Origin of the sequence: Sulfurimonas crateris (assembly GCF_005217605.1) — a bacterium.
Taxonomy (GTDB): Bacteria; Campylobacterota; Campylobacteria; order Campylobacterales; family Sulfurimonadaceae; genus Sulfurimonas; species Sulfurimonas crateris.
Genome location: NZ_SZPX01000001.1, coordinates 280,946 through 302,431, shown reverse-complemented (window position 1 = coordinate 302,431; position 21,486 = coordinate 280,946). Strand labels below are relative to the sequence as shown.

Genomic DNA, 21,486 nt, shown 5'->3' with positions numbered 1-21,486 from the left:
CATGTTTGAGTGGTTACACGATCTAAGCTCATGGGCTCTCTTTGATATTTTTGGACTTGCAAAAGAGAGTCATCTGGGCGAGGCAGTTCATTTTTTCATCTACGATACCATAAAGATATTTATACTTCTCATACTCATCATCTACCTTGTGACAATTTTGAGAAGCTACTTTCCCGTAGAGAGGGCAAGAGCATATATAAGCGGCAAACATAAGATAACCGGGCATATTCTTGCAGCCCTTTTTGGCGTCATTACCCCATTTTGTTCATGCAGTGCCATTCCTCTGTTTTTAGGATTTTTGCAGGCAAGGATCCCTCTTGGCGTAACATTTAGCTACCTTATCTCTGCACCCCTAAGCGATGCGGTAGTTATAGCTCTGCTTCTCTCGCTTTTTGGGTGGAAGATCGCACTGCTTTATGTAGGTGTCGGTCTTTTGATAGCTATTGTCGCGGGACTCATTATTGGCACAATGAACTTAGAAAAAGAGATTCTAATCGAAGTAAAACCCGTAGATGTAGTCTCTTTTAATGAAGAGAAGATAACCTTTTCAAACAGAGCAAAAGAGGCGTGGGAGTACACGGAGGATATATTTAAAAAGATATATCTTTATGTTATCGTAGGTGTCGGTATCGGCGCATTTATCCACGGCTATGTTCCAGCCGACTTTATAAGCAAATATGCAGGCGGTGATGCCTGGTACGCACCTATAATAGGAGTTGCCATGGGCATACCGATGTACAGCAGCGCTGCGGGGATATTGCCGCTTGTAGAAGTACTTACGCAAAAAGGGATGCTTCTTGGAACGGCTCTTAGCTTTATGATGGCGGTTGTGGCACTTAGTCTGCCAGAAGCAATGATACTAAAAAGAGTCCTCTCTCTTAAACTCATTGCGATATTTTTTGGCGTGGTCGGCTTTGGGATACTCCTTGTCGGGTATCTATTTAACATAATTTTATAAAAGGATAGCAGATGAAAATTGAGATTTTAGGAACAGGCTGTGCAAAGTGCAAAACACTAGAAGCGGTTGTAAAAGAGGCGGTGGCAAAGAGCGGAAAGTTCGTTCAGATAGAAAAGGTCGATGATCTCATGGAGATCATGAAGTATCAGGTAGTTAGCACTCCCGGACTTGTGATAGATAACAAAGTTGTAAGTACCCGAAGAGTTCTGAGCGTAGAAGAGGTCCTCTCGCTAATAAACGAGAGATTGTAGCTAGAGGGAAGTCTTAGTGACTTCCGCATCCGCCGCCGCAGCATCCGTTGCTAGTTGAGTCGCTCATAGCGATAACAAAACTATCTCCTACTTCTTGAACTTTAAAGCTGTGCTTGCCGCAAAACTCATCGTTCATAGTGTCTCTCATCTCAATAGATTTTAAAAGAGCGCCATCTTTTGAAGCGATCTCCAAACCGTTTACCATATCACTTTTTTTAAAACAGCTGCACTCTTTTTCTACAATGATCTTGAACATATTTTTTTCCTTGTTTTATCTAAATTTTTCAAATAATATCAAATTCCTCTGTTTATATTCTTAGCACTTTTGAGATCTGAATATTTTTAAGATTGCCATAATTATGACAATATTTGTATGCCCATAGCGTTTGATATACTAAAGAGGATATAATGTCAAAAAAGTTCTCAAACAGATGTTTGAGACAGACGGAATAACAAGGAAACAAATTGCAACAGAACCAAAATTTAGAACTTGGACGCATAAACTGCCTCAAAGTTGACAGACACACTCCCCACGGTATATTTTTAACGGCACTCGATGAAAAAGATGTGCTCCTGCCGCAAGCTTACGTAACCGATGAGATGCAAGAGGAGACTCTTTTGGAGGTATTTTTATATACCGACTCAGAGGACAGACTAATTGCAACGACTCTTAAACCAAAAGCGATGCTTGATGAGTATGCTCTGTTCGAGGTTGTGGATGTTGCCCCTTTTGGAGCATTTGTTGATTGGGGACTTGCAAAAGATCTCTTTGTCCCCAATATGTTTCAAAAAGAGAAGTTCAAGATCGGAGATAAGAGATTTCTAAAAGTCGTATATGACGAAAAGACACACAGGCTTGTCGGAACCGAGAAGCTGGGCGACTTTTTTGATAGAAGAGTAAAAGGGTTAGCCCCAAACAAAGAGGTCGATATACTCATCATCGCAAGAACTCCTCTTGGCTTTAAGTGTGTTGTAGAAGAGAGATATGAGGGGCTTATCTACCATAACGAGATCTTTGAGACGATAGAGATAGGAAGCAGAAGAAAAGCCTATATCAAGACCGTAAGAAAAGATGGCTCTATTGACCTGAAACTTCAAGCAGGCGGAGCAAAACAGAAGGACATCTCATGTGAAAAAGTGCTCTCTCTTCTAAAAAAGAGCGGCGGGGTGATGCCTTACAACTACAAGAGTGACGCAGAGCTTATAAAAGATGTATTCGCCCTTAGTAAAAAAGAGTTCAAACGCTCGCTTACCGCTCTTCAGGAGAGCCAAGATATAGAAGTCAAAGATACGGGAATATATCTAAAGAGCTAAGATGGCAAAACAAAAAAAGAGCATAGAGCTTGAAAACATATCCTTTTCGCAAGGGAGAGACTCATACACTCTTTTGCGTTTTTTCCCCATAAAAATGAGCGTTGATGTTATGGTTTATGAAGATGGGGTTAAGGCGGGAGTTAAAAACATCCCCTTTGCACATCTGCCAAAAGAGATAAAAAAAATCATAAAACCCAACTAGAATTTATTATCTCTTTTTGGGTAATATGTCCTATTAAAAACGGAGAATCTACATGTCAAAAGTAAAAAAATGCAACTCCCTCGAAGAGGTCAGAACAGAGATAGATAAGATAGATGACGAGATAGTAAATCTCATCTCAAAAAGAAGCCATCTTGTACGTCAGGCAGCTTCATTTAAAAACAGTATTGAAGAGGTCAAGGCAGATGATAGAGTTGATTATATCCTGCAAAAAGTTCGTCACTCCGCGATTCAAGCAGATGTATCTCCAAATATGATCTCTGACCTTTTCAAGATAATGATAAACGAGATGGTCGAGACAGAGATCTCTGAATTTAGAAATACGCAAACCTTTTAAGCCATCTGATGAAATATCTTCTTACCCTGCTCCTGCTTACATTTTACACTTATGCCTCAGATGCGTTTATAACGCCTGAGAGACTAAAAGAGCTATTAAAAGATAAGAAGCTAATCCTTTTAGATGTCAGTAGTATGTATGATACAAGCCATATTATGGGGGCTCTTTATGCTGACATCTCCAAGTTTACCAAAAGCAAATATGAGAGACTCGCTTCTGCTTACAGCAAAAACGTACAAAAAGAGATCATTGATCTTGGGATAGACCCAGACTCACATGTAGTTATATACTCAAGAAACAGTTATGATGAGTTTCAAAATGCAACCTATCTGGCATTTGTTCTCATAGAGCACGGATTTGAGAACGTCTCCATACTTGATGGCGGCTATATGGCGTGGGTGTTTGAGTACCACACTCTCATCTCCTCCAAAAAAAGCTCTGCAAAAGATGACGGCACTTATGAGATAAAACACAATCCAAACCTATTAATAGAGCCCGATTATATAGATAGAAACAGCCGAAATATAGTAGTGGTGGAGAAGGATTATCGAGATAATTTTTTTGATGATCTCACACTTAGAGGCGAGGATGAGTTAAACGAGTTTGCATCTGAGTTGAGTTTGATAAAAGATAAAGAGATAGCGGTGCATGACGAGACTATATTTAAAGCCTCAGTCAACTGGTATATTCTATATAAAGAACTGGGCTTTAAAAATGTAAAGATATTACAATTTTAACCCCTTCATTTTAAACTACCCTGCTAAGCTCTTCGACACTGTTTTTTATAACCTTAATGCTCTCGTTACTTCTTTTTGAGAGTTCGTCTATCTTTACGATATTGCCTATTATATCTTCTGTCGTTTTAGCGTTTTGGGTATAGCTCTCGACTGTCCTCTCGGCTAAAACAACTCCATTGCAAATCGCCTGAGAGATACTCTCCATACGTTTTGATGCATCTGTAGAGAGTTCTGCCAAAGACTCAATTGATTGAGAGCTTCTGTTCATCTGCTCGCTTGTATCGTTTATGGATTGGCTTACTACATTGATGGTGGCATTTATCTCTGTAAGAGACTTCTGCGTTCTCTCTGCAAGCTTTCTTACTTCATCTGCTACGACCGCAAAACCACGTCCGTGCTCACCTGCACGTGCAGCTTCAATAGCGGCATTAAGTGCTAGAAGATTTGTCTGGTCTGCAATATCCGCAATAACTGAAATAACCTCTTTAACCTGATTTGCATCTTCTGAGACCTTGCTTAGATCGTTTGCCAAAGCATTTTGAGTACTTGAAGCATCTTGAAGCTGATTTACGATGCCGGTTATCTCATCTTTTATGCTCTTTAGATTCTCGCTCACTTGGGTTATGTTCTCTTTTGAACTTGAAGCATCTACCAGATCATCTCCCAGTACCGTCTTTAGTTTTTCGCCGATCGATACCACTTTTGCAAGGAGTTCTCTCTCGTTTATCATACTCATATTTGTATTTTCATAGTCGCTGTTTATCTTTGCTACTATCTTCTCAATGGTATGTGATTTTTCGTTTGTATCTTGCGCCTGCAGAAATATCTCCTGAAACCTGTTCATATTTTCAGCCGCTTTGCATAGCTCCGAGTTATAACTGTTCTTTAAAACGATCTTCTCTCCATGTTCAAGATTTTCAAGCTGCTGTATCAAAGATTTTGTCATATCGACACCGTTATATTTCTCATCTAAATCGTGAACGACAATGACTGCCGCTACTACATACTGAATGATCTGTCCTATAATATTGTCAGTAAAAAATGTTGCGTTGAGTATAAGCAGAATTATGCCGACATAGTGAACAAAACGCATACGGAAAAAGAGGGAGTATAACATTACTAATCCTTATATAACTATATAAGAGAATTATACAAGATGGAGCTTAATTTAATTAATTGTAAGAGGAATTTGTGATAAAAAGAGGTAAAACCTCTTCTTATTTGTATCTATAAGTGATACGACCCTTATCAAGTGAGTATGGTGTCAATTCCAGTTTAACTTTGTCACCAGGCAGTATTTTAATATAGTGCATACGCATCTTTCCTGCAATATGACATAAAATGATATGCCCGTTTTCTAACTCAACACGAAATGTTGCATTTGGCAAAGCCTCTATAATCTTGCCATCAACTTCGATAACATCTGATTTAGCCATTTTAATCCTTTTTTTCTCAAGCCAGAGATAAAATTTCAGCTTTACCATTGACAACTGCAACAGTATGCTCGTAGTGTGAACCGCGTAAACCATCGGCACTAACAACATCCCACTTATTTTCTAAGATAAGAGGTTTTGAATCCTTTTGACAAACCATAGGCTCCAAGCAAAAAACCATCCCGTTTTTAATCTTAGGACCGCCCTTTGCATCTTTTGCTTCCAAGTAGTTAGGGATCTCAGGCTCTTCATGAGGTTTTTTGCCGATACCGTGACCGCAGAAACTATGCAGCGGCACAAAGCCTCTTGAGCGGATGGAGTTCTCCAACACTGCAGAGAGCTCTTTAAATCTCATACCTACTTTTATAGACTCAATAGCCTCATAAAGAGAGTCTCTAGCACAAGCAATAAGCGCCTCATCTTGGACACTTACTTTACCTACGGCTACCGTTATTGCCGCATCACCGAACCAACACTCAAGTTCTGTCCCGATATCATAACCGATAATATCACCCTCTTGGAGCTTATAGTCAGTCGGAATACCGTGAATTATAACTTGATTTAGCGAGGTACAAACAGAGTTTGGAAAGCCGTAGAGACCTTTAAAAGATGGCTTTGCACCATGAGAGCGGATATACTCCTCAGCCATGGCATCAAGCTCTTTTAAAGAGGCCCCGGGTTTTGTGTTTTGACGAAGTAGTTCTAACGCACCGCCGACAATCTTGTTAGCAGCGCGAAGTTTCTCTATCTCTAGAGGTTTTCTAAGCGCAATGGCCATTTTTTAAAGACCAACCGCGCTTAATGTTTGATACTTACTCATATAAACCTGAGCCTCGATCTTTCTCATAGTATCAAGTGCAACTTGTACAACGATCAGAACCGCAGTACCGCCGAAGAAGAATGGAACACCCATCCCTTTTATGATCATAAACGGCAAAGTTGCAACAAGACCTAGATATAGTGCACCTGTAAATGTAAGATTACTTGCAGTAGTGTTTAAGAACTCTGCTGTCGCATTTCCTGTACGAATACCGGGAATAAAACCACCCTGTTTTTTCAAGTTTTCAGATATATCTTTTGAGTTGAAAGTGATCGATGCATAGAAGAATGCAAAGAAAACAACAAAAAGAAATGTCAAAAAGTTAAAGAAATAACTATTTGGGTTTAAGTAATCTGCAAATGCAAGTACAGTAGGATTGCTGCTGCTTGATAAAACAGTCATTGGGAACATTAGTATTGCACTAGCAAAGATAACCGGAATTACACCCGATAAGTTCACTTTGATAGGAATATAGTTCATAACTCTCTTATTTTGATTTTGCATCATAACTTTTTTTGCGTATGTAACAGGTACACGACGTTCACCTAGTTCGACATAGATAATTATGCCTACTGTCGCCAGTATTAGAGCAAGGATTGCAATTACCGTTAAGAAACTCATAGCTCCAGTATTTACCATAGTGATCGTCTGACCGATTGCGCTTGGAATTGCTGAGACGATTCCCGCGAAAATGATCAATGATATACCGTTACCGATACCGCTTTGTGTAATCTGTTCACCAATCCACATAAGAAGCATAGTTCCTGCCACCATTGATACGGCAGATACAAGTATAAATGTGTTGTGATCGATTAATATTGCGCTGTTACCGTTAGGTCCTGTAAGACTCTGAAGTCCGACACTAATACCTATTGCTTGAATGATTGTAATTACGATTGTCGCATAGCGGATAATCTGCATATACTTAACCATTCCGTCACGCTCTTTTTTCATCTGACCAAGAGGTGCAAATGTAGCCGCTAAAAGTTCCATAATAATGGAAGCGGTAATATATGGCATGATTCCAAGAGCTATGATTGACATTCTCTCAACAGCGTTACCGCTAAACATATTGAATAAGCCTAGGGCATCTGATTGATGTGAGTCGAAGAATGAAGCGATAACAGAAGCGTCTACGCCTGGAACCGGCACGTATGCCAGTAGGCGATAAATAAATAAAAACCCGATAGTAATAAGTATCTTATTTACTAGATTTTTATTCACGACTATTTACCTGTAGTAGTAACGTTGTCGTCTTTAATTTTTGATGCTAGATCTTTAGCAGCAGCACCAACCAACTTAACTTTAGTAACACAAGCAGCTATTTTATGAACACCACGGATACTCTCCATAGTAATTTCAGAAAGCTCAGCAACTGCTTTTATTTTCTCAACGTTGATTACGTACGGCTTAATTACACGAGAAGTAAATCCGATCTTAGGAAGTCTTCTTGCAAGTGGCTGTTGTCCACCCTCAAAGTTTCTTTTTCTCTTGTAACCAGTACGAGATTTTTGACCTTTAGAGCCGCGAGCAGCAGTTTTACCTGTTCCCGAAGCTTGTCCACGACCGACTCTTTTACGATTCTTTACAGAACCCTCTGCCGGTGTTAAATTTTCAATACCCATCATCTATCCTTTTAAGCGACCTAGTGCTTCGACTGTAGCGCGCACTAGTGTACCTGGATTGTTTGAACCTATTGACTTTGTAAGTATGTCTTGAATACCTGCAAGCTCAAGAACAGGACGAGTAGCACCACCCGCGATTACACCTGTACCTTCTGATGCCGGCTTTAAAAGAACACGACTTGCATTGTACTTATGTTCAATGTCATGTGCAATTGTAGTACCTTTGATACTAACTTTACTTAGGTTTTTAAACGCATTATCTACCGCTTTTTTAATAGCGTCCGGAACTTCTTTCGCTTTTCCGGCACCAAAACCGATAGTACCTTTTTTATCACCAACAACTACAAGTGCTGTAAAACGAAAACGACGTCCACCTTTTACAACTTTTGTAACACGGCCTATATTAACAATTGATTCTTCAAAATCTTCTCTATTGATTTCCATCTTAACCCCTAGAACTTAATTTCGTTTGCACGAAGTGCGTCACCAAATGCAGCTATAACACCGTGGTATTGGTAACCATTACGATCAAATACAATCTCAGAGATGTTAGCTGTTTTTAGTGTAGCAGCAAATGCCGCGCCAAGTGCAGCAGCACCCTCTTTGTTTGCTTTTTGAGCTATTGCTTTTGAATTTAGCGCGCACAATGTTGTAGCGGTTGCATCATCAATAGCTTGAACACTCAAATAACGATTTGAACGAAACACAGAAACACGAGGAAGTGAAGCACATCCAGATATTTTTGCACGAATACGACGCTTTCTTTTTAAGCGATTAGCAATTTTGCTTTTTAGTACTTTTGCTTTCATCTATACTCCTCCCTTATTTCTTAGAAGTTTTACCGGCTTTACGCACGATATGCTCTTCAACGTATTTAACACCTTTACCTTTGTAAGGCTCTGGCGGACGGAATCCTCTAACTTCAGCAGCAACTTGACCAAGCGCTTGCTTGTCATGGCTCTTTAGTGTAATAACATTTTTCTCAACACTAGCTTCGATTGCTTCTGGCAATTCATAGTTAATATCGTGAGAAAAACCAAGCTGTAGGTTAAGTACTTTACCGTTAACGGCTGCACGGTAACCAACACCGTTGATCTCTAGCTGCTTAGTGTAACCGGTTGTTAGACCAGTAACAATATTTTGAGCCAATGCACGATATGTTCCCCAGAATGCTCTGTGAACACGAGAATCTGATAAAGTAGCAAAAGTTAAAACATTACCGTCTAAAGTGAAAGCAACATTTCCTTTTGTATCTAAATCAACACTATTTTTGCCTTTAGCAAAAGTTATAACATTTCCGTTTGCACTAACTTTGATATCAGATGCAAACTCTACAGGTAATTTACCAATTCTTGACATGCTATCTCCCTACCAAACCGTACACATAACTTCACCGCCGATACCAAGCTCGTAAGCTTTATCGTTTGGTAAAATACCGCGTGATGTACTAACAATAATAGTTCCGTAACCATTTTTGAAACGCTTTATCTCATCTTTACCTTTATAGACACGACGTCCAGGCTTAGATACTCTTTTCATTTCATTGATAACAGATTTACCGTCTTCACCATACTTTAATACAACATTGATAGTTTTTTTAACGCCGTCTTCAACAACGTTTGAACTCTCAATATAACCTTTTTCAACCAAAATGTTTGCCATTGCTTCAACACTCTTAGAGTGAACAAGCTTAGTAACATCTAATCTTCTCATACCAGCATTACGAATACGAGTCAACGCATCCGATACTAAATCATTTATCATCTATTTTTCCTTTGCTAATCATCAGAAGTTTCTTCTATTATAGGTACGCAAAAAGAAGTAATTCTTTTTTGCTACGCTAACGCTAAGTTTCCCTCAGCGGGAAGCTCATGCACTAGTGCATTTTGACCTACCAAGAAGACTTTCTAACGCCTGGGATTAATCCCTCATTTGCCATTTTTCTAAAACATATACGACAGATACCGAAGTCACGAATAACAGAGTGTGGACGACCACAGATCTGACATCTTGTATAACCGCGAACTTTAAACTTTGGAGTTTTGTTCGCTTTATTTATCATTGACTTTTTAGCCATTAGTTGCTCCCTTTAGTAAAAGGCATACCCATTTTCTCTAAAAGAGCAAACCCTGCCTTGTCAGAATCAGCAGTTGTAACAACTGTGATATTCATACCATGTATTTGCATAATTGAATCGTAATTGATCTCCGGGAAAATCAATTGCTCCTGAAGTCCAAAGTTGTAGTTTCCGCGACCGTCAAAACCGTTTCTTGGAACACCACGGAAGTCTTTCACACGTGGAAGAGCAAGAGAAACTAAACGATCAAAGAAGTTGAACATTTTCTCACCGCGTAGTGTTACACGAACACCTACAGGCATACCTTCACGTACTTTAAAACCAGCAACTGATTTCTTTGCTATTACAGTACTTGCTTTTTGTCCTGCAATAGTAGTAATTGTGTCTTCAATATTTTGGATAAGCTTATTATCCTTCATTGCAAAACCGGCACCTACTGAAATAACTATCTTCTCTAATGCAGGAGTCTGCATCGGATTTTTTATTCCAAGGTCAGCTTGAAGTTCAGATTTTAAACCTAAATATTTTTCTTTCATACGAGCCATTGATTATGCCTCCACTTTACGAACATTTGAAACATCTATAGGCATCTCTTTATTGATATGTCCGCCTTTAGTGTTATCTTCTGTTGGTTTGATTGCTTTTTTAGCTATCTTACAACCCTCAACTATTACCTTGTTTCTCTTTGGTAATACTTCAAGTACAGTAGCTTTTGTTCCGCGATCGTCACCGGCGATGATCTCTACAGTATCGCCTTTTTTGAATTTAAACTTTGCCATTAAACAACCTCCGGTGCAAGAGATACGATCTTCATAAAACCGCCGTAACGTACTTCACGAGCTATTGGGCCGAAAATACGAGTGCCGATTGGCTCTCTCTTGTCATCAAGTATAACAGCTGCATTATCGTCAAAACGGATAAGAGAACCGTTTTCACGGTGGATCTCTTTGCTTGTTCTAACAACAACAGCCTTTACAACTTTACCTTTTTTAACTTTAGCAGTAGGAGTCGCTTTTTTTACAGAAGCGACGATAACATCGCCAACTCTTGCATAACGACGCTTAGAACCACCAAGTACCTTAATACACATAACCTCTTTTGCACCTGTATTATCAGCTACATTTAAACGTGTAAAAGCTTGAATCATTACTCAGCTCCTGATACTACTGTTTTAAGTCTAAAAGATTTAGTCTTAGAAAGTGGACGACACTCGATTGCAATAATCTCATCGCCTACTTTTAACTCATTGCGCTCATCATGTACCAAGTACTTTTTGAAACGCTTCACAACTTTGTGGTAACGAGGGTGCATTACACGACGCTCAACAACGATTGTTGCTGTTTTTTCGCCTGCAATTTTAACTACATTACCTTGAATTTCACGTTTATGTGTCATTGCCAGCCCCTATTTCGCTGCACGAAGTGCAGTGTTGATTCTAGCAACATCTTTTTTAGCGATACGAAGTTCGCTAGTGTTTTGTAGTTGCATCATCTGTTTTTTTATTTTTAAAGTAAAAAGCTCAGTCTTTCTCTCTTTAAGCATTGCTTGAAGTTCTGCTGCGCTCTTATCTGCTAAATCAGAATATTTCATTGCTCATCTCCGCAGTAATTATTTTTGTTTTGAAAGGCAATTTGTGCTGTGCTAGAGTCAATGCTTCACGAGCAAGCTCTTCAGGAACACCAGCCATTTCAAAAATTATACGACCTGGCTTAATATTCATAACCCATTGATCAACTGAACCTTTACCTTTACCCATACGAGTTTCAAGAGGTTTAGCAGTCAGTGGCTTAGCTGGAAACACACGGATCCAAATCTTACCATTTCTTTTAATATGACGAGTAGCTGAAATACGAGCTGACTCAATCTGACGAGAGTTAATACGACCTGCTTCTACAGCTTTGATAGCTATATCACCAAATGCTAACGTATAACCCGAACGAGCGTAACCACGGTTACGACCCTTCATTACCTTACGATATTTAGTTCTCTTAGGCATCAACATGATTATTCCGCCTTTCCGCTATTTTCGCGTCTTGGAGCACGCTTAGGACGACGCGCGCCCTCTTTTTGCTGCTCTTCTTTTACTTCTGCCGGGATACCTTTTGTGAGAACCTCACCTTTGAATATCCAAACTTTAACACCGATACAACCGTATGTAGTGTGAGCTTCAGCAAAACCGTAATCTATCTTTGCACGGAGAGTATGAAGTGGAACACGTCCCTCTAAATACCACTCAGTACGAGCCATCTCAGCTCCGCCAAGACGACCGCTTACAGATATCTTAATACCTTTAGCTCCGCCTCTTTGTGCATTTTGCATAACTTTTTTCATAGCACGTCTAAATGCAACACGGCGCTCAAGTTGAGTAGCAACGTTTTCTGCAACAAGCTGAGAAGAGATTTGTGCTTTCTTCTCCTCTTTGATGTTTACAGAAATTGGCTTACCAACAAGATTTTGAAGAGTCTCTTTAAGCTTCTCGATATCTGAACCTTTTTTACCGATAATGATACCGGGACGAGCAGCAACGATAGTAACACGAAGTCTCTTAACCGTTCTCTCTATGATAATGTTAGAAACACCAGCATAGTAAAGCTCTTTTTTCAAATATGTACGAATCTTGTGATCTTCACCCAAAGATGCTGCTGCAGTCTTAAAATTAGGGAACCAGCGGCTCTCCCAGTTACGGTTGATACCAAGACGTAAACCAATAGGATTAACTTTTTGACCCATATTATTTACCCTCTACTTCTACTAAGATATGTGCTGTCGGTTTTCTAATACCAGATGCCATACCACGAGCACGTGGGCGGAATCTTTTAAGTACAGGTCCGTTATCTATACGGCACGACGTAACTACACAATCGCTAGCTTCATTACCACTGTTTGCAACTGCTGACGCAAGTACTTTGTAGATAATTTTTGCTGCTTTGTTTGGTGTGAACTCTAAAGCTGCTAGTGCCTCTTCAGCGTTCATACCTTGAATCTCTCTTGCGATAAGGCGAGATTTGATCGGTGAAACACGGATGAATTTTAATAATGCTCTAGCCATGATTAACCTTTCTTCTGTACAGAGCCCTTGTGGCCCTTGAATGTACGAGTCGGTGCGAATTCACCTAATTTATAACCAATATGGTTTTCTGAAACAAATACCGGAACAAATTTGCGACCATCATGAACGTTAAGAGTAAGTCCAACCATATCAGGAAGAACCATACTTCTGCGAGACCAAGTCTTGATAGGCTTTTTATTGCCTTCAGCTTTGGCTGCAGCTACTTTTTTCATTAAATGATCATCAACAAATGGACCTTTTTTTACACTTCTTGCCATTTAACTACCTCTTCGGATTAGATTTACGGCGAGTAATAATAAGTTTATCACTTGCTTTTTTACGACGAGTTTTTGAACCCTTCGTTGGTTTACCCCATGGAGTAACTGGATGACGACCTGAATTCGTTTTACCTTCACCACCACCGTGCGGGTGATCGATTGGGTTCATCGCAGAACCACGAGTTTGAGGACGAATACCCATATGGCGAGAACGACCTGCTTTTGCTATTACAATGTTGATATACTCTTCATTTCCAACAACACCAACAGTAGCCATACACTCACCAAGAACTAAACGCATCTCAGAAGAAGGCATACGAAGTGAAACATACTTGCCGTCACGACCCATAATTTGAGCAGAAGTTCCAGCTGAACGAACCATCTGTCCGCCTTTGCCTACTTTTAACTCAACGTTATGAACCAATGTACCTACAGGTATATTCATAAGCTTCATCGCATTACCAGGTTTTACGTCTAATCCAGACTCTGCTGCAGTTACAGTATCGCCTACATTTAAACCTTTTGGTAAAAGGATGTATCTCTTTTCACCGTCTGCATAAGTAACTAATGCTATACGGCAGTTACGGTACGGATCGTACTCAACTGTGCTAATAGTACCAGGGATACCGAATTTATTTCTTTTGAAATCAATAATACGGTAAAGTTTTTTAGCACCCGCTTGCTTATGGCGAGATGTAATACGTCCATTGTTGTTACGACCAGCGTGAGCAGGAAGTTTTACAAGCAGTGAACGAACACTAGCCTTTGAAGTTATATCGCCACTGTCAACATTTGTATAAAAACGACGAGACGGAGTTATCGGTCTATAAGTTTTAATTGCCATGTTACACCGCCAAACTTTCTATTTGTGCACCCTCAGGTAACTTCACATAAAACTTTTTAAAGTCATTTTGCTTACCTGACATGCCACGGAATCTTTTTGTTTTTCCGCTTTGATTAAGTGAGTTAACTCTTGCAGGAACGATCCCAAAGTACTCACGAAAAACCTCTTTAAGACCTGTCTTAGTCATACGCGGAGATGTTTGAACAACGATCATTCCATCTTCTTGCATACCTAAAGTCTTCTCTGTGTATAGTATAGATTTAATATCTGTAATATCTGCCATTATTTAGCCTCACCTACAAGATTTTCCCATACCGCTTTCTCGATCACTAATGAACGATAATTTGCAGCTAAATAAGCATTTAATTCATTTTCTTCAATCACGTACGTGCTTGCAATGTTTTCAAATGCCAAATAAGTTTTTTCATCTAAGATCGTCTTTACAAAAAGAGTATCTCTTTGGTTTAACGCTTTAAACATTGCTGCAGCATCTTTTGTTTTACCTGATGCTATCTCAATGCTATCTACGATGAATAGACTACCGTTTTGTGCATGTTCTGCTAAAGCAAAGTTAAGAGCAAGTTTTTTCTGCTTCTTATTAACTTTAAGATCATAGTTACGATTGTTACTAGGACCGAATGCTTTACCACCGCCAACAAATATCGGTGAACGACGTGAACCTGCGCGAGCACGCCCGCCGCCTTTTTGAGCCCATGGCTTTTTACCGCCGCCTCTAACTTGTGAACGTGTTAAAGCTGACGCGCTGTTTGCTCTTTGAGCAGCTTGCGCAGACTTTACGTACAGGTATAAGTTATGAGGATTGATACCGGAAAAACTCTCCGGTAAAGCTAACTCTGAAGCTTTTTCCATTTTTTCATTTAGAACTATTGCGCTCATTATTTAGCTACCTTTACACGACCTAAAGAACCGTTAGCTCCAGAAACTGAACCAACAACCGCTAGGATCTTGTTTTCAGCATCAAAAGAGATAATCTCATTCTTAACACTATTTTGTGTATTTCCGTATTGTCCAGGCATTTTACGCCCTTTCATTACACGACCTGGCCACTCTGCATTACCGATCGAACCTGTTCTACGACCAAATCTATGACCGTGAGATGCAGGACCGCCGCCAAAATTCCAACGCTTCATTGCACCTGAAAAACCGCGACCTTTTGTAGTAAAAGAAGACTTTACAACTTTAGCTTCTGCTAAAGGAGTTAAATCTAAATCTCCTGCTTCAGTGTTTGCTACTTCTATAGTAACAAAACGGTTAAACTCAGATGAAAGGCTGTATTTCTTTTGCTGACCTTCAATTGACTTATTCATTTTTTTACCGCTATTGTAAGCTACAATTGCGCCATTTTCGTTAACTTCACAGACCTTAGCGTCTAAAACTCTTAAAAGAGTAACAGGCTTACTAGGAACTGAGATAGTACGGCTCATACCGATTTTTTCAACAATATATTCCATGATGACCTCCTACTTATCCATAGAGCGAACTTCAACGTCCACTTCCGGTGCAAGATCTAGTTTCATTAATGAATCTACAGTTTCCGGCGTTGCGGATACAATATCAATAACTCTAGCGTGAGTACGAATTTCGAACTGCTCACGTGAGCTTTTATTGACGTGTGGAGATTTCAATACAGTGTATTTACGAATCTTTGTTGGTAAAGGTATCGGACCACGAATTACCGCGCCTGTACGCTTAACAGCCTCTACGATTGACGCTACAGATCTATCAAGTACACGATGATCATAAGCTTTCAATTTTAAACGAATTTTTTCCATGTTTTTCCTTCTAAAGAACTCGTCAGGTCTTGCCTAACTATTTAAGGGAGCGGAATTGTATCCAAACTATCTCTATAATTCAAGGAAATAGGGGGCAAAAATTGAAATTTGTATAAATTTATTTCCTTTTAATAAGGAAGTGGTAAAATTGCAACATGGAAATTTTACTAGAAGAGCTGTATAAAACCGACCTTATTGTTGATAAATTTCACTTTCGAAAGCTATTTTTGGACAATTCCAGTTATCAGATAAGCGGAATAACGCAGAGCGGAAAGACAAAGCTTATAAAAAACTACCTTTTGGGTCTTAAAAAAAACAGCTATCTATATATAGACTGCAGAGATCTGCGTATAGATAAAGAGGAGTTGAACAAGAGCCTTCAAAGTTTTTGCACCGATAATGCAATAAACACACTTGTTCTTGACAACTATTCGCAAGATATAAAGATAGTAAATGTTCCTCAACTCATAATCTGCAGTGAAGTGCACCATGATATAGAGTACCTAAAGAGCATAAGAGTCTATCCGCTTGATTATGAGGAGTTTTTGGCGTATGAACATAAGTACGACTCAACCGCGCTGAACCATTTTTTCCAGCTTGGCGGTTTTCCTTTTATGCATAAAGTAAACTCTGACGAGAAAATCTACTACTTACAAAAGGCGCTAAAGAGCAGCCTAGATGAAAAAGAGCTAGAGATTCTCATCTTCTGTGCAAAGATGATGACACAGAAGATCTCTCCCTACTCGGTATATGAGAGGCTTAAGCAGACACAAAAGATCTCAAAAGACAAACTATACGACTCGTTTGATAAGCTAAGTCAAAAAGGCTACATTCACCAGATGCAAAAAGTGGATCATCCAAAAGCGATCAGAAAAATATACCTCTGTGACATCTCTTTAAAGTCTGCGCTCACAATAGACAAACATTTCGGCAGACTTTTTGAAAATATGATATATTTAGAGTTACTAAAATCACAAAGAGAGTGCTTCTACGATGACGGTATAGATTTTTATATTCCAAGCGAAGGTGAGGTCATCTTGGCGACACCGTTTACGGATGAGAGAGCTCTTTTTAAAAAAATAGAGGCTATTGAGTCATTTATTATAAGATATCAAGTTAAAAAGATAACCGCCGTTACAATGAGCAAAGAGGGAAGTGTCAATCACCCATTCTCTCGGATAGAGATGGTTCCGTTTGATATATGGGCATTGGGTGATTAGGTTGCAGTGGTTTGAAAAAAGTATGAATAAGGAAGGTTATATGTTGTGCGGAATAGATGAGGCGGGTCGCGGTCCTATCGCGGGAGATCTGGTTGTTGCGGGGTGTGTCCTAAAATCACCGATAGAGGGGCTGCACGACTCAAAAAAACTGAGTGAGAAAAAGAGAGAGTCTCTTTATGAGACCATAACCCAAAACTCACTCTATCATATAGTTCTATTTTCTGCCAAAGAGATTGACGATCACGGCATCTCAGTATGCATGAAAAGAGCTCTTTTAGAAATTATGAATAGTATTAAATGCAGCGAGTATCTTTTTGACGGAAACTCCACTTTTGGTGTAGGCGGACTTCAAACCATGGTAAAAGCGGATGGAAAAGTGCCCGAAGTTAGTGCCGCTTCAATTCTGGCAAAAGTGACGCATGACAGAAATATAATTCAAGATGCAAAAAAATACCCGCAATATGAGTTTGAAAAACATAAAGGGTATGGAACCGCAAGGCACGTAGAGCTGATAAAAAAATATGGCTACTGCGAGATTCACAGAAGAAGCTACAGACTAAAAGCGCTTGAAAAAACGCTTTTTGACTAAAGACTTAAAACTTTTTAGAGTTGACCTCTTTGAGTGTTTTTTGCGACATCTCATCAAGTTCTATAGCAATCGCCTCTATCTCATTTACATAACGCGCATTGCTTGAGGTGGTCTTATCTATCTCGACAATTGCATCAGTTGCATCATTAATATCACTCACTCTTGCTTGCATATCTTCACCAATCTCAAGAACTGATTGAGAGAGCGTCTCTATGCTGACATTGATCTCATGAAGACTTTTTTGAGTGTTTTCAGCAAGTTTTCTCACCTCGTCGGCAACAACGGCAAAACCTCTTCCATGCTCACCTGCGCGCGCCGCTTCTATGGCAGCATTAAGAGCAAGGAGATTAGTCTGATCTGCGATATCGGATATGACGCTTACAACGTGCTTAATATCAGAAGATTGCGCTGCAACCTGCTTTGTCTTCTCTGAGACCACAATAATGGCACCGTTTGTTGTCTCCATCACATTTGTTAACTCTTGAAGTCTTTTTGCCTGTTTTTCAGATTCACTGTTTAAAAACTGCATTTTATCTTTAAGCACCAATGACTTCTCAGAGAGTTCGTTTGCATTTGCGCTTGATTCACGCAGCATATGCGTAATGGTATCGCCAACGCTATTGAGCGCTTGTGCCACTTTTCCACTATCACCTAGTAATCTTGCGGTAAAATCGGATTTCTCATACATGCTCATAGTAGCAACAAGCTCATTTAAATCTCTACAAATATTTTGCTGAAGTGAGAGAAGCATTCTGTTTATGTTTGCCTTTAGCTCTTCAAGCGCTTCATTATTTGTATTGCACGCAACATTTTGGTTCAGCTCCCCTTTGTCTATGGCGACGACAACTCGCTTAACTCCATTGATCATTATCTTATCACTCTCAATATTCTGCTGGGTTTTAAGAATATTTTCATCGACAACTTTTGCCATTTTTGCAATCTCATCGTCACCTGTGATATCAATAGGTTTCGCATGAGAACTCTCTTTGTTGAGATATTTGAAAAATTCTAAAAGTCCCTTTTCAAACTGCTCAAGAGGAGAGAGGATCACTTTTTTAATTGCCGTTAAAATAGCGACATTAAGAACGACTATCAAAAGGACTATAAGAGCCAGCGCGGTATTGATCATACTGCTTGCTTGATTAATGGTTGCATCCACATTGCTTCTGTTGGCACCCAAAAGGTAGAGTCCTATCGAATTGCCTTGGAAATCCTCTATTTTGTTAAATGTATAAAAATAGTTCTCATCTAACGCATACCCTTTTCTTAAAAACGCTTGCATATCTATCTTTTTTGCGCCTTCAAAGAATTGTTCATCTACGGTTTTTTGGCTTAAAATATAATCAGCAACACTCTTACTCGTATTTGCCAATTTTGCAAGATGCACCAGTTTTTTATCCATCAACACCAAAAGATTTTGACTCTCTTTGTGAAACTGTTTTACAACTGATTCAAATCCCTGCATAAACTCCAGTGAACCCACGTATTCGCCATCTTTTAGTACAGGCGCAACGCCTCTGATGGTAAGCCCAGCTTGCCCTACTTCTATCGCATAGAGCGCCTTTTTATCCGCTTTTACTTTACTGATAGTATGACGAAAACTCTTAAGATCATCTCCATATTTCTCTGGTTTCCAGGCACGAAGAAATGATTTTATATCTCTATCATGAATGTGAATTTTGATATTTTTAAAATTAGTCTCATTTTTATATTTCTGAGCAATGGCATTTACCGAGACAATCGCACTTTGCCTGTCGTTTTTTATAAGTGCATCTGCCACATTTAAGTCATTTGCGATAGCAAGTGCATTTGTAACGCCAACATCAAACTTTGCCCCCATTCTATCTTCTATCTTTGAAGCAAGGCTCTTTTGTATTGTTACATAAGTTTCATCCACAATCTGCGATTTAAAGTAGTTTAAAACAAAAAAACCGCCCAAAAGAAGAATCAAAGATAGCGCGACGATAAGAATCGTTATTTTTTTTCCAACTGTCATTTCCCACCCCTTCTTCTTATTTCGTGCTATGATATTATTTTTTTTCTTAAAAAAAAGCTACTCCACCGTCTCTTCAAGTATGGCTTCAAACTGCTCTTGCGCCTTAAGAAGCACATCTACGCCCTCGTTATTGCTGATGAGCGCACTGCTTATCCAGTTATACACAGAAGGGAACTCTAAAACAATTTTATCTTCATCTTTTTTCTTATATATTGCCAATGTACATGGTGCAAAAGCTGCAGCTTCTGGGTTTGTTAATGCAACAGTATAAATAACCGGCAGTTTGCAGATGGAGTAGCCTTCATAAAAATCATACGGTGAATTATCCATATGTTCATTTAGATCCAACTTGCCTGCTACAACAAAACCATAAAGACTCAGCCCATTATCAAGAGTTAAGAAAAGATTCTCTTTAGCAGTCACCACATCCTCATCAGTCTCCAGCTCATACTTTGTTATAAGCTCTCTATCCTCTTGCAGCGCATTTGGACTAAGTTTATGTTTTGCATTTGGCAAAATCTTTTTAAGCGTTGAGAGAACTTCACCCTCAAGTTTTTTTATGAGCTCATCATCAAATCCCATTATTTTTTTCAGCGAATCCGATGTTAGGACACTTACATGTAAAGTATCCTCTTCTTTGTCTTGATATATTCCGACGCCTAGTGGAGTAAAGATTCCTGCAGCAGGATACTTTTTTACAAGATCAAAAGATATCTTCTCATGGTAGATAGTCATAAGCGTAAATATCTTGAATTTCGTCTCTTTGAACTGAATCGTAAACGGTTTTATCATATCACTGTTTACTGCTATGCCAAACCCGTTTTCAACAAAGCCTTGCTCAATTTTTTGCGGTGTTATTGCACCATCTTTATTTTCAACTTCAAAAAGGTGCAAATCACCATTTGCACTGAGTGCCGTTACCATTAAAACACTCATTATAAAAACATATATTTTCTTCATCTATTATCCTTTATTTTCTTTACTTAGGGAGCTATGTATATCCAGCCCTCTTTTATACGCTCTGTCATCTCAACGATTCCAGCCGTTACAATCTCTACATCATCAACCAGTGCTTCTTCTTTTATATTTTTTGTCCGCATTGTATTGCCGCATGCGACAAACTCCACATCAAGCTGCATAAGCGCACTGATACGCTTTGAAGTCTTTACCTCACTCTTAAGAAGAGATTTAATACCGTGGTAATAAGCGACAATACGCATTTTTACGTTTTCAGGACCATAAAATTTAAGCACATTATTCGCAGCACTCAGCACATGGTTTATCTCTTCATCATCCGCACTTTTAATAGAAAAAACTATCTTTCTAGGCTCTAAAATATTTGGTTTGGGCTCAGCAAAAACAGTCTCTGCATACAAAACATTAGCTATAAGCAAAAACATTACAATAAATTTTGCCATTAGGGCTCCTACAAATAAATCTCATATAATCTGAACAAAGTCCAGATTATATTCAGTCACTAAAGACTTGCCTTCCGGCAAGAAGGAGTCATCTTGACTCCTTAATATTTTTTATCAATGATTTAAAATCATCGATATTCCAAGATCCTGGTATCATTTTGATAATCTTTTGATTTTTGTCAACAAAATAGAAAGAGGGAGTCATTGAAACGCTTATACCTAAGGGTATATCATCCATGTCCAAATTTAATTTTACAGGGATAAAACGCTCCTCAATCCATTGTGACATCTCTTTGTCATCAAAAACATCTCTATGCATATTAACACAGTATCGGCAATCTGTTCTCTCAATGTATATCATGATGATTTTTGAACTTTTTTGCTGTGTTTTTTTTGCCTCTTCGTAACCCTGCCAGTCCACTCCAAAAAGAGAGACAAAGCAGAGCAGCAAAGAGAAGATAATTTTATTCATAAAATATCCGCCTACTCAATCATGGTTGTTTTGGCGCTTATAAAAATAGGAGAGA

The 21,486-nt window shown here is 39.1% G+C and carries 36 protein-coding genes and 1 pseudogene; 8 read left to right on the top strand and 29 right to left on the bottom strand.

The annotated features are described in order from the left end of the window. The first annotated feature begins 1 nt into the window (after nt 1). Complete coding sequence (locus FCU45_RS01640) at nt 2-958, top strand: permease (protein ID WP_137011614.1); 957 nt, start codon at nt 2-4, stop codon at nt 956-958. Between the two features lie 11 nt (nt 959-969). Beyond that, nucleotides 970-1,209, top strand: a complete 240-nt coding sequence (locus FCU45_RS01635; protein ID WP_137011612.1) for a thioredoxin family protein — start codon at nt 970-972, stop codon at nt 1,207-1,209. 13 nt (nt 1,210-1,222) lie between these two features. On the opposite strand, the gene FCU45_RS01630 is transcribed toward FCU45_RS01635, so the two are convergent. After that, nucleotides 1,223-1,465, bottom strand: coding sequence for a hypothetical protein (locus tag FCU45_RS01630; RefSeq protein ID WP_137011610.1), 243 nt, complete (start codon nt 1,463-1,465; stop codon nt 1,223-1,225). 209 nt (nt 1,466-1,674) lie between these two features. Between FCU45_RS01630 and FCU45_RS01625 the strand changes: the two genes are divergently transcribed. Genes FCU45_RS01625 through FCU45_RS01610 form a run of 4 tightly spaced genes read left to right on the top strand, consistent with a single transcriptional unit; the run spans nt 1,675 to nt 3,817 of the window. Then, complete coding sequence (locus FCU45_RS01625) at nt 1,675-2,523, top strand: CvfB family protein (protein ID WP_137011608.1); 849 nt, start codon at nt 1,675-1,677, stop codon at nt 2,521-2,523. A gap of 1 nt (nt 2,524) precedes the next feature. Further along, entirely contained in the window at nt 2,525-2,725 is a 201-nt protein-coding gene (locus tag FCU45_RS01620) for a hypothetical protein (RefSeq protein WP_137011606.1), read from the top strand. Between the two features lie 52 nt (nt 2,726-2,777). Further along, a complete protein-coding gene (locus tag FCU45_RS01615) occupies nt 2,778-3,080 on the top strand; it encodes a chorismate mutase (protein ID WP_137011605.1) in 303 nt (100 codons plus the stop codon). An 8-nt stretch (nt 3,081-3,088) separates the two neighbouring features. Next, entirely contained in the window at nt 3,089-3,817 is a 729-nt protein-coding gene (locus FCU45_RS01610) for a sulfurtransferase (protein WP_137011604.1), read from the top strand. A gap of 10 nt (nt 3,818-3,827) precedes the next feature. On the opposite strand, the pseudogene FCU45_RS11870 reads toward FCU45_RS01610, so the two are convergent. The 24 genes and pseudogenes from FCU45_RS11870 to rpsJ form a co-directional block, all read right to left on the bottom strand. After that, nucleotides 3,828-4,286: pseudogene (locus FCU45_RS11870) on the bottom strand (methyl-accepting chemotaxis protein); the annotation flags it as partial. A gap of 748 nt (nt 4,287-5,034) precedes the next feature. Further along, nucleotides 5,035-5,253 carry a translation initiation factor IF-1 gene (gene infA, locus FCU45_RS01600; protein WP_008338996.1) on the bottom strand — a complete coding sequence of 73 codons (219 nt, stop codon included), beginning with the start codon at nt 5,251-5,253 and terminating at the stop codon, nt 5,035-5,037. Between the two features lie 16 nt (nt 5,254-5,269). Beyond that, the gene (map, locus tag FCU45_RS01595) at nt 5,270-6,028 is read right to left on the bottom strand and encodes a type I methionyl aminopeptidase (RefSeq protein WP_137011601.1); all 759 of its coding nucleotides are present in this window, start codon (nt 6,026-6,028) and stop codon (nt 5,270-5,272) included. 3 nt (nt 6,029-6,031) lie between these two features. Next, nucleotides 6,032-7,294 (bottom strand): preprotein translocase subunit SecY, encoded by a 1,263-nt coding sequence (gene secY / locus FCU45_RS01590; RefSeq protein ID WP_137011599.1) that lies wholly within the window; start codon nt 7,292-7,294, stop codon nt 6,032-6,034. Between the two features lie 2 nt (nt 7,295-7,296). Continuing rightward, a complete protein-coding gene (rplO, locus tag FCU45_RS01585) occupies nt 7,297-7,695 on the bottom strand; it encodes a 50S ribosomal protein L15 (RefSeq protein WP_137011597.1) in 399 nt (132 codons plus the stop codon). A gap of 3 nt (nt 7,696-7,698) precedes the next feature. Beyond that, nucleotides 7,699-8,139 (bottom strand): 30S ribosomal protein S5, encoded by a 441-nt coding sequence (gene rpsE, locus FCU45_RS01580; protein ID WP_137011595.1) that lies wholly within the window; start codon nt 8,137-8,139, stop codon nt 7,699-7,701. A gap of 8 nt (nt 8,140-8,147) precedes the next feature. Then, nucleotides 8,148-8,504, bottom strand: a complete 357-nt coding sequence (rplR, locus tag FCU45_RS01575) for a 50S ribosomal protein L18 (RefSeq protein WP_137011593.1) — start codon at nt 8,502-8,504, stop codon at nt 8,148-8,150. Between the two features lie 13 nt (nt 8,505-8,517). Further along, nucleotides 8,518-9,054 carry a 50S ribosomal protein L6 gene (gene rplF, locus FCU45_RS01570; RefSeq protein ID WP_137011591.1) on the bottom strand — a complete coding sequence of 179 codons (537 nt, stop codon included), beginning with the start codon at nt 9,052-9,054 and terminating at the stop codon, nt 8,518-8,520. A 9-nt stretch (nt 9,055-9,063) separates the two neighbouring features. Further along, nucleotides 9,064-9,459, bottom strand: a complete 396-nt coding sequence (rpsH, locus tag FCU45_RS01565; RefSeq protein ID WP_137011589.1) for a 30S ribosomal protein S8 — start codon at nt 9,457-9,459, stop codon at nt 9,064-9,066. A gap of 127 nt (nt 9,460-9,586) precedes the next feature. Beyond that, entirely contained in the window at nt 9,587-9,772 is a 186-nt protein-coding gene (locus FCU45_RS01560; protein WP_137011587.1) for a type Z 30S ribosomal protein S14, read from the bottom strand. Continuing rightward, nucleotides 9,772-10,317 (bottom strand): 50S ribosomal protein L5, encoded by a 546-nt coding sequence (gene rplE / locus FCU45_RS01555; protein ID WP_137011585.1) that lies wholly within the window; start codon nt 10,315-10,317, stop codon nt 9,772-9,774. The genes FCU45_RS01560 and rplE overlap by 1 nt, the downstream gene beginning before the upstream one ends. A gap of 3 nt (nt 10,318-10,320) precedes the next feature. Further along, nucleotides 10,321-10,551: a 50S ribosomal protein L24 gene (gene rplX / locus FCU45_RS01550; protein ID WP_137011583.1), complete on the bottom strand. Its 231-nt coding sequence runs from the start codon at nt 10,549-10,551 to the stop codon at nt 10,321-10,323. Next, the gene (rplN, locus tag FCU45_RS01545; protein ID WP_137011581.1) at nt 10,551-10,919 is read right to left on the bottom strand and encodes a 50S ribosomal protein L14; all 369 of its coding nucleotides are present in this window, start codon (nt 10,917-10,919) and stop codon (nt 10,551-10,553) included. Before rplN ends, rplX begins: the two co-directional genes overlap by 1 nt. Continuing rightward, nucleotides 10,919-11,167: a 30S ribosomal protein S17 gene (rpsQ, locus tag FCU45_RS01540; RefSeq protein WP_137011579.1), complete on the bottom strand. Its 249-nt coding sequence runs from the start codon at nt 11,165-11,167 to the stop codon at nt 10,919-10,921. The genes rplN and rpsQ overlap by 1 nt, the downstream gene beginning before the upstream one ends. 9 nt (nt 11,168-11,176) lie before the next feature. Next, nucleotides 11,177-11,362 (bottom strand): 50S ribosomal protein L29, encoded by a 186-nt coding sequence (gene rpmC, locus FCU45_RS01535; RefSeq protein WP_137011576.1) that lies wholly within the window; start codon nt 11,360-11,362, stop codon nt 11,177-11,179. Next, on the bottom strand, nt 11,349-11,774 hold the full coding sequence (gene rplP / locus FCU45_RS01530) for a 50S ribosomal protein L16 (protein WP_137011574.1): 426 nt from the start codon (nt 11,772-11,774) through the stop codon (nt 11,349-11,351). The genes rpmC and rplP overlap by 14 nt, the downstream gene beginning before the upstream one ends. A 2-nt stretch (nt 11,775-11,776) precedes the next feature. Further along, entirely contained in the window at nt 11,777-12,502 is a 726-nt protein-coding gene (rpsC, locus tag FCU45_RS01525) for a 30S ribosomal protein S3 (protein WP_137011572.1), read from the bottom strand. A 1-nt stretch (nt 12,503) separates the two neighbouring features. Beyond that, entirely contained in the window at nt 12,504-12,821 is a 318-nt protein-coding gene (gene rplV, locus FCU45_RS01520) for a 50S ribosomal protein L22 (RefSeq protein ID WP_137011570.1), read from the bottom strand. Between the two features lie 2 nt (nt 12,822-12,823). Next, nucleotides 12,824-13,099 carry a 30S ribosomal protein S19 gene (gene rpsS, locus FCU45_RS01515; RefSeq protein ID WP_137011568.1) on the bottom strand — a complete coding sequence of 92 codons (276 nt, stop codon included), beginning with the start codon at nt 13,097-13,099 and terminating at the stop codon, nt 12,824-12,826. Between the two features lie 4 nt (nt 13,100-13,103). Beyond that, on the bottom strand, nt 13,104-13,943 hold the full coding sequence (gene rplB, locus FCU45_RS01510; protein WP_137011566.1) for a 50S ribosomal protein L2: 840 nt from the start codon (nt 13,941-13,943) through the stop codon (nt 13,104-13,106). A gap of 1 nt (nt 13,944) precedes the next feature. After that, nucleotides 13,945-14,226, bottom strand: coding sequence for a 50S ribosomal protein L23 (locus tag FCU45_RS01505; protein ID WP_137011564.1), 282 nt, complete (start codon nt 14,224-14,226; stop codon nt 13,945-13,947). Further along, nucleotides 14,226-14,840 (bottom strand): 50S ribosomal protein L4, encoded by a 615-nt coding sequence (gene rplD, locus FCU45_RS01500; RefSeq protein ID WP_188109169.1) that lies wholly within the window; start codon nt 14,838-14,840, stop codon nt 14,226-14,228. Before rplD ends, FCU45_RS01505 begins: the two co-directional genes overlap by 1 nt. After that, nucleotides 14,840-15,415, bottom strand: coding sequence for a 50S ribosomal protein L3 (gene rplC / locus FCU45_RS01495; RefSeq protein ID WP_137011560.1), 576 nt, complete (start codon nt 15,413-15,415; stop codon nt 14,840-14,842). The genes rplD and rplC overlap by 1 nt, the downstream gene beginning before the upstream one ends. Nucleotides 15,416-15,424: 9 nt before the next feature. Beyond that, nucleotides 15,425-15,736: a 30S ribosomal protein S10 gene (gene rpsJ / locus FCU45_RS01490; protein WP_137011558.1), complete on the bottom strand. Its 312-nt coding sequence runs from the start codon at nt 15,734-15,736 to the stop codon at nt 15,425-15,427. A 155-nt stretch (nt 15,737-15,891) separates the two neighbouring features. On the opposite strand from rpsJ, the gene FCU45_RS01485 reads away from it, so the two are divergent. Together FCU45_RS01485 and FCU45_RS01480 are read left to right on the top strand one after the other, a co-directional pair. After that, on the top strand, nt 15,892-16,956 hold the full coding sequence (locus FCU45_RS01485; RefSeq protein ID WP_137011556.1) for an ATP-binding protein: 1,065 nt from the start codon (nt 15,892-15,894) through the stop codon (nt 16,954-16,956). 40 nt (nt 16,957-16,996) lie between these two features. After that, nucleotides 16,997-17,545 carry a ribonuclease HII gene (locus tag FCU45_RS01480; protein WP_137011554.1) on the top strand — a complete coding sequence of 183 codons (549 nt, stop codon included), beginning with the start codon at nt 16,997-16,999 and terminating at the stop codon, nt 17,543-17,545. Between the two features lie 4 nt (nt 17,546-17,549). Here the strand turns inward: FCU45_RS01480 and FCU45_RS11785 are convergent, their stop codons facing one another. The 4 genes from FCU45_RS11785 to FCU45_RS01460 all read right to left on the bottom strand — a co-directional run bounded on the left by FCU45_RS11785 (nt 17,550) and on the right by FCU45_RS01460 (nt 21,431). After that, nucleotides 17,550-19,541 carry a methyl-accepting chemotaxis protein gene (locus tag FCU45_RS11785; RefSeq protein ID WP_137011552.1) on the bottom strand — a complete coding sequence of 664 codons (1,992 nt, stop codon included), beginning with the start codon at nt 19,539-19,541 and terminating at the stop codon, nt 17,550-17,552. Between the two features lie 57 nt (nt 19,542-19,598). Continuing rightward, on the bottom strand, nt 19,599-20,501 hold the full coding sequence (locus tag FCU45_RS01470; RefSeq protein WP_137011550.1) for a DUF302 domain-containing protein: 903 nt from the start codon (nt 20,499-20,501) through the stop codon (nt 19,599-19,601). Between the two features lie 23 nt (nt 20,502-20,524). Beyond that, nucleotides 20,525-20,959 carry a DsrE family protein gene (locus FCU45_RS01465; RefSeq protein ID WP_137011548.1) on the bottom strand — a complete coding sequence of 145 codons (435 nt, stop codon included), beginning with the start codon at nt 20,957-20,959 and terminating at the stop codon, nt 20,525-20,527. Nucleotides 20,960-21,047: 88 nt separating this feature from the next. Then, nucleotides 21,048-21,431 (bottom strand): thioredoxin family protein, encoded by a 384-nt coding sequence (locus tag FCU45_RS01460; RefSeq protein WP_137011546.1) that lies wholly within the window; start codon nt 21,429-21,431, stop codon nt 21,048-21,050. Between the last annotated feature and the right edge of the window lie 55 nt (nt 21,432-21,486).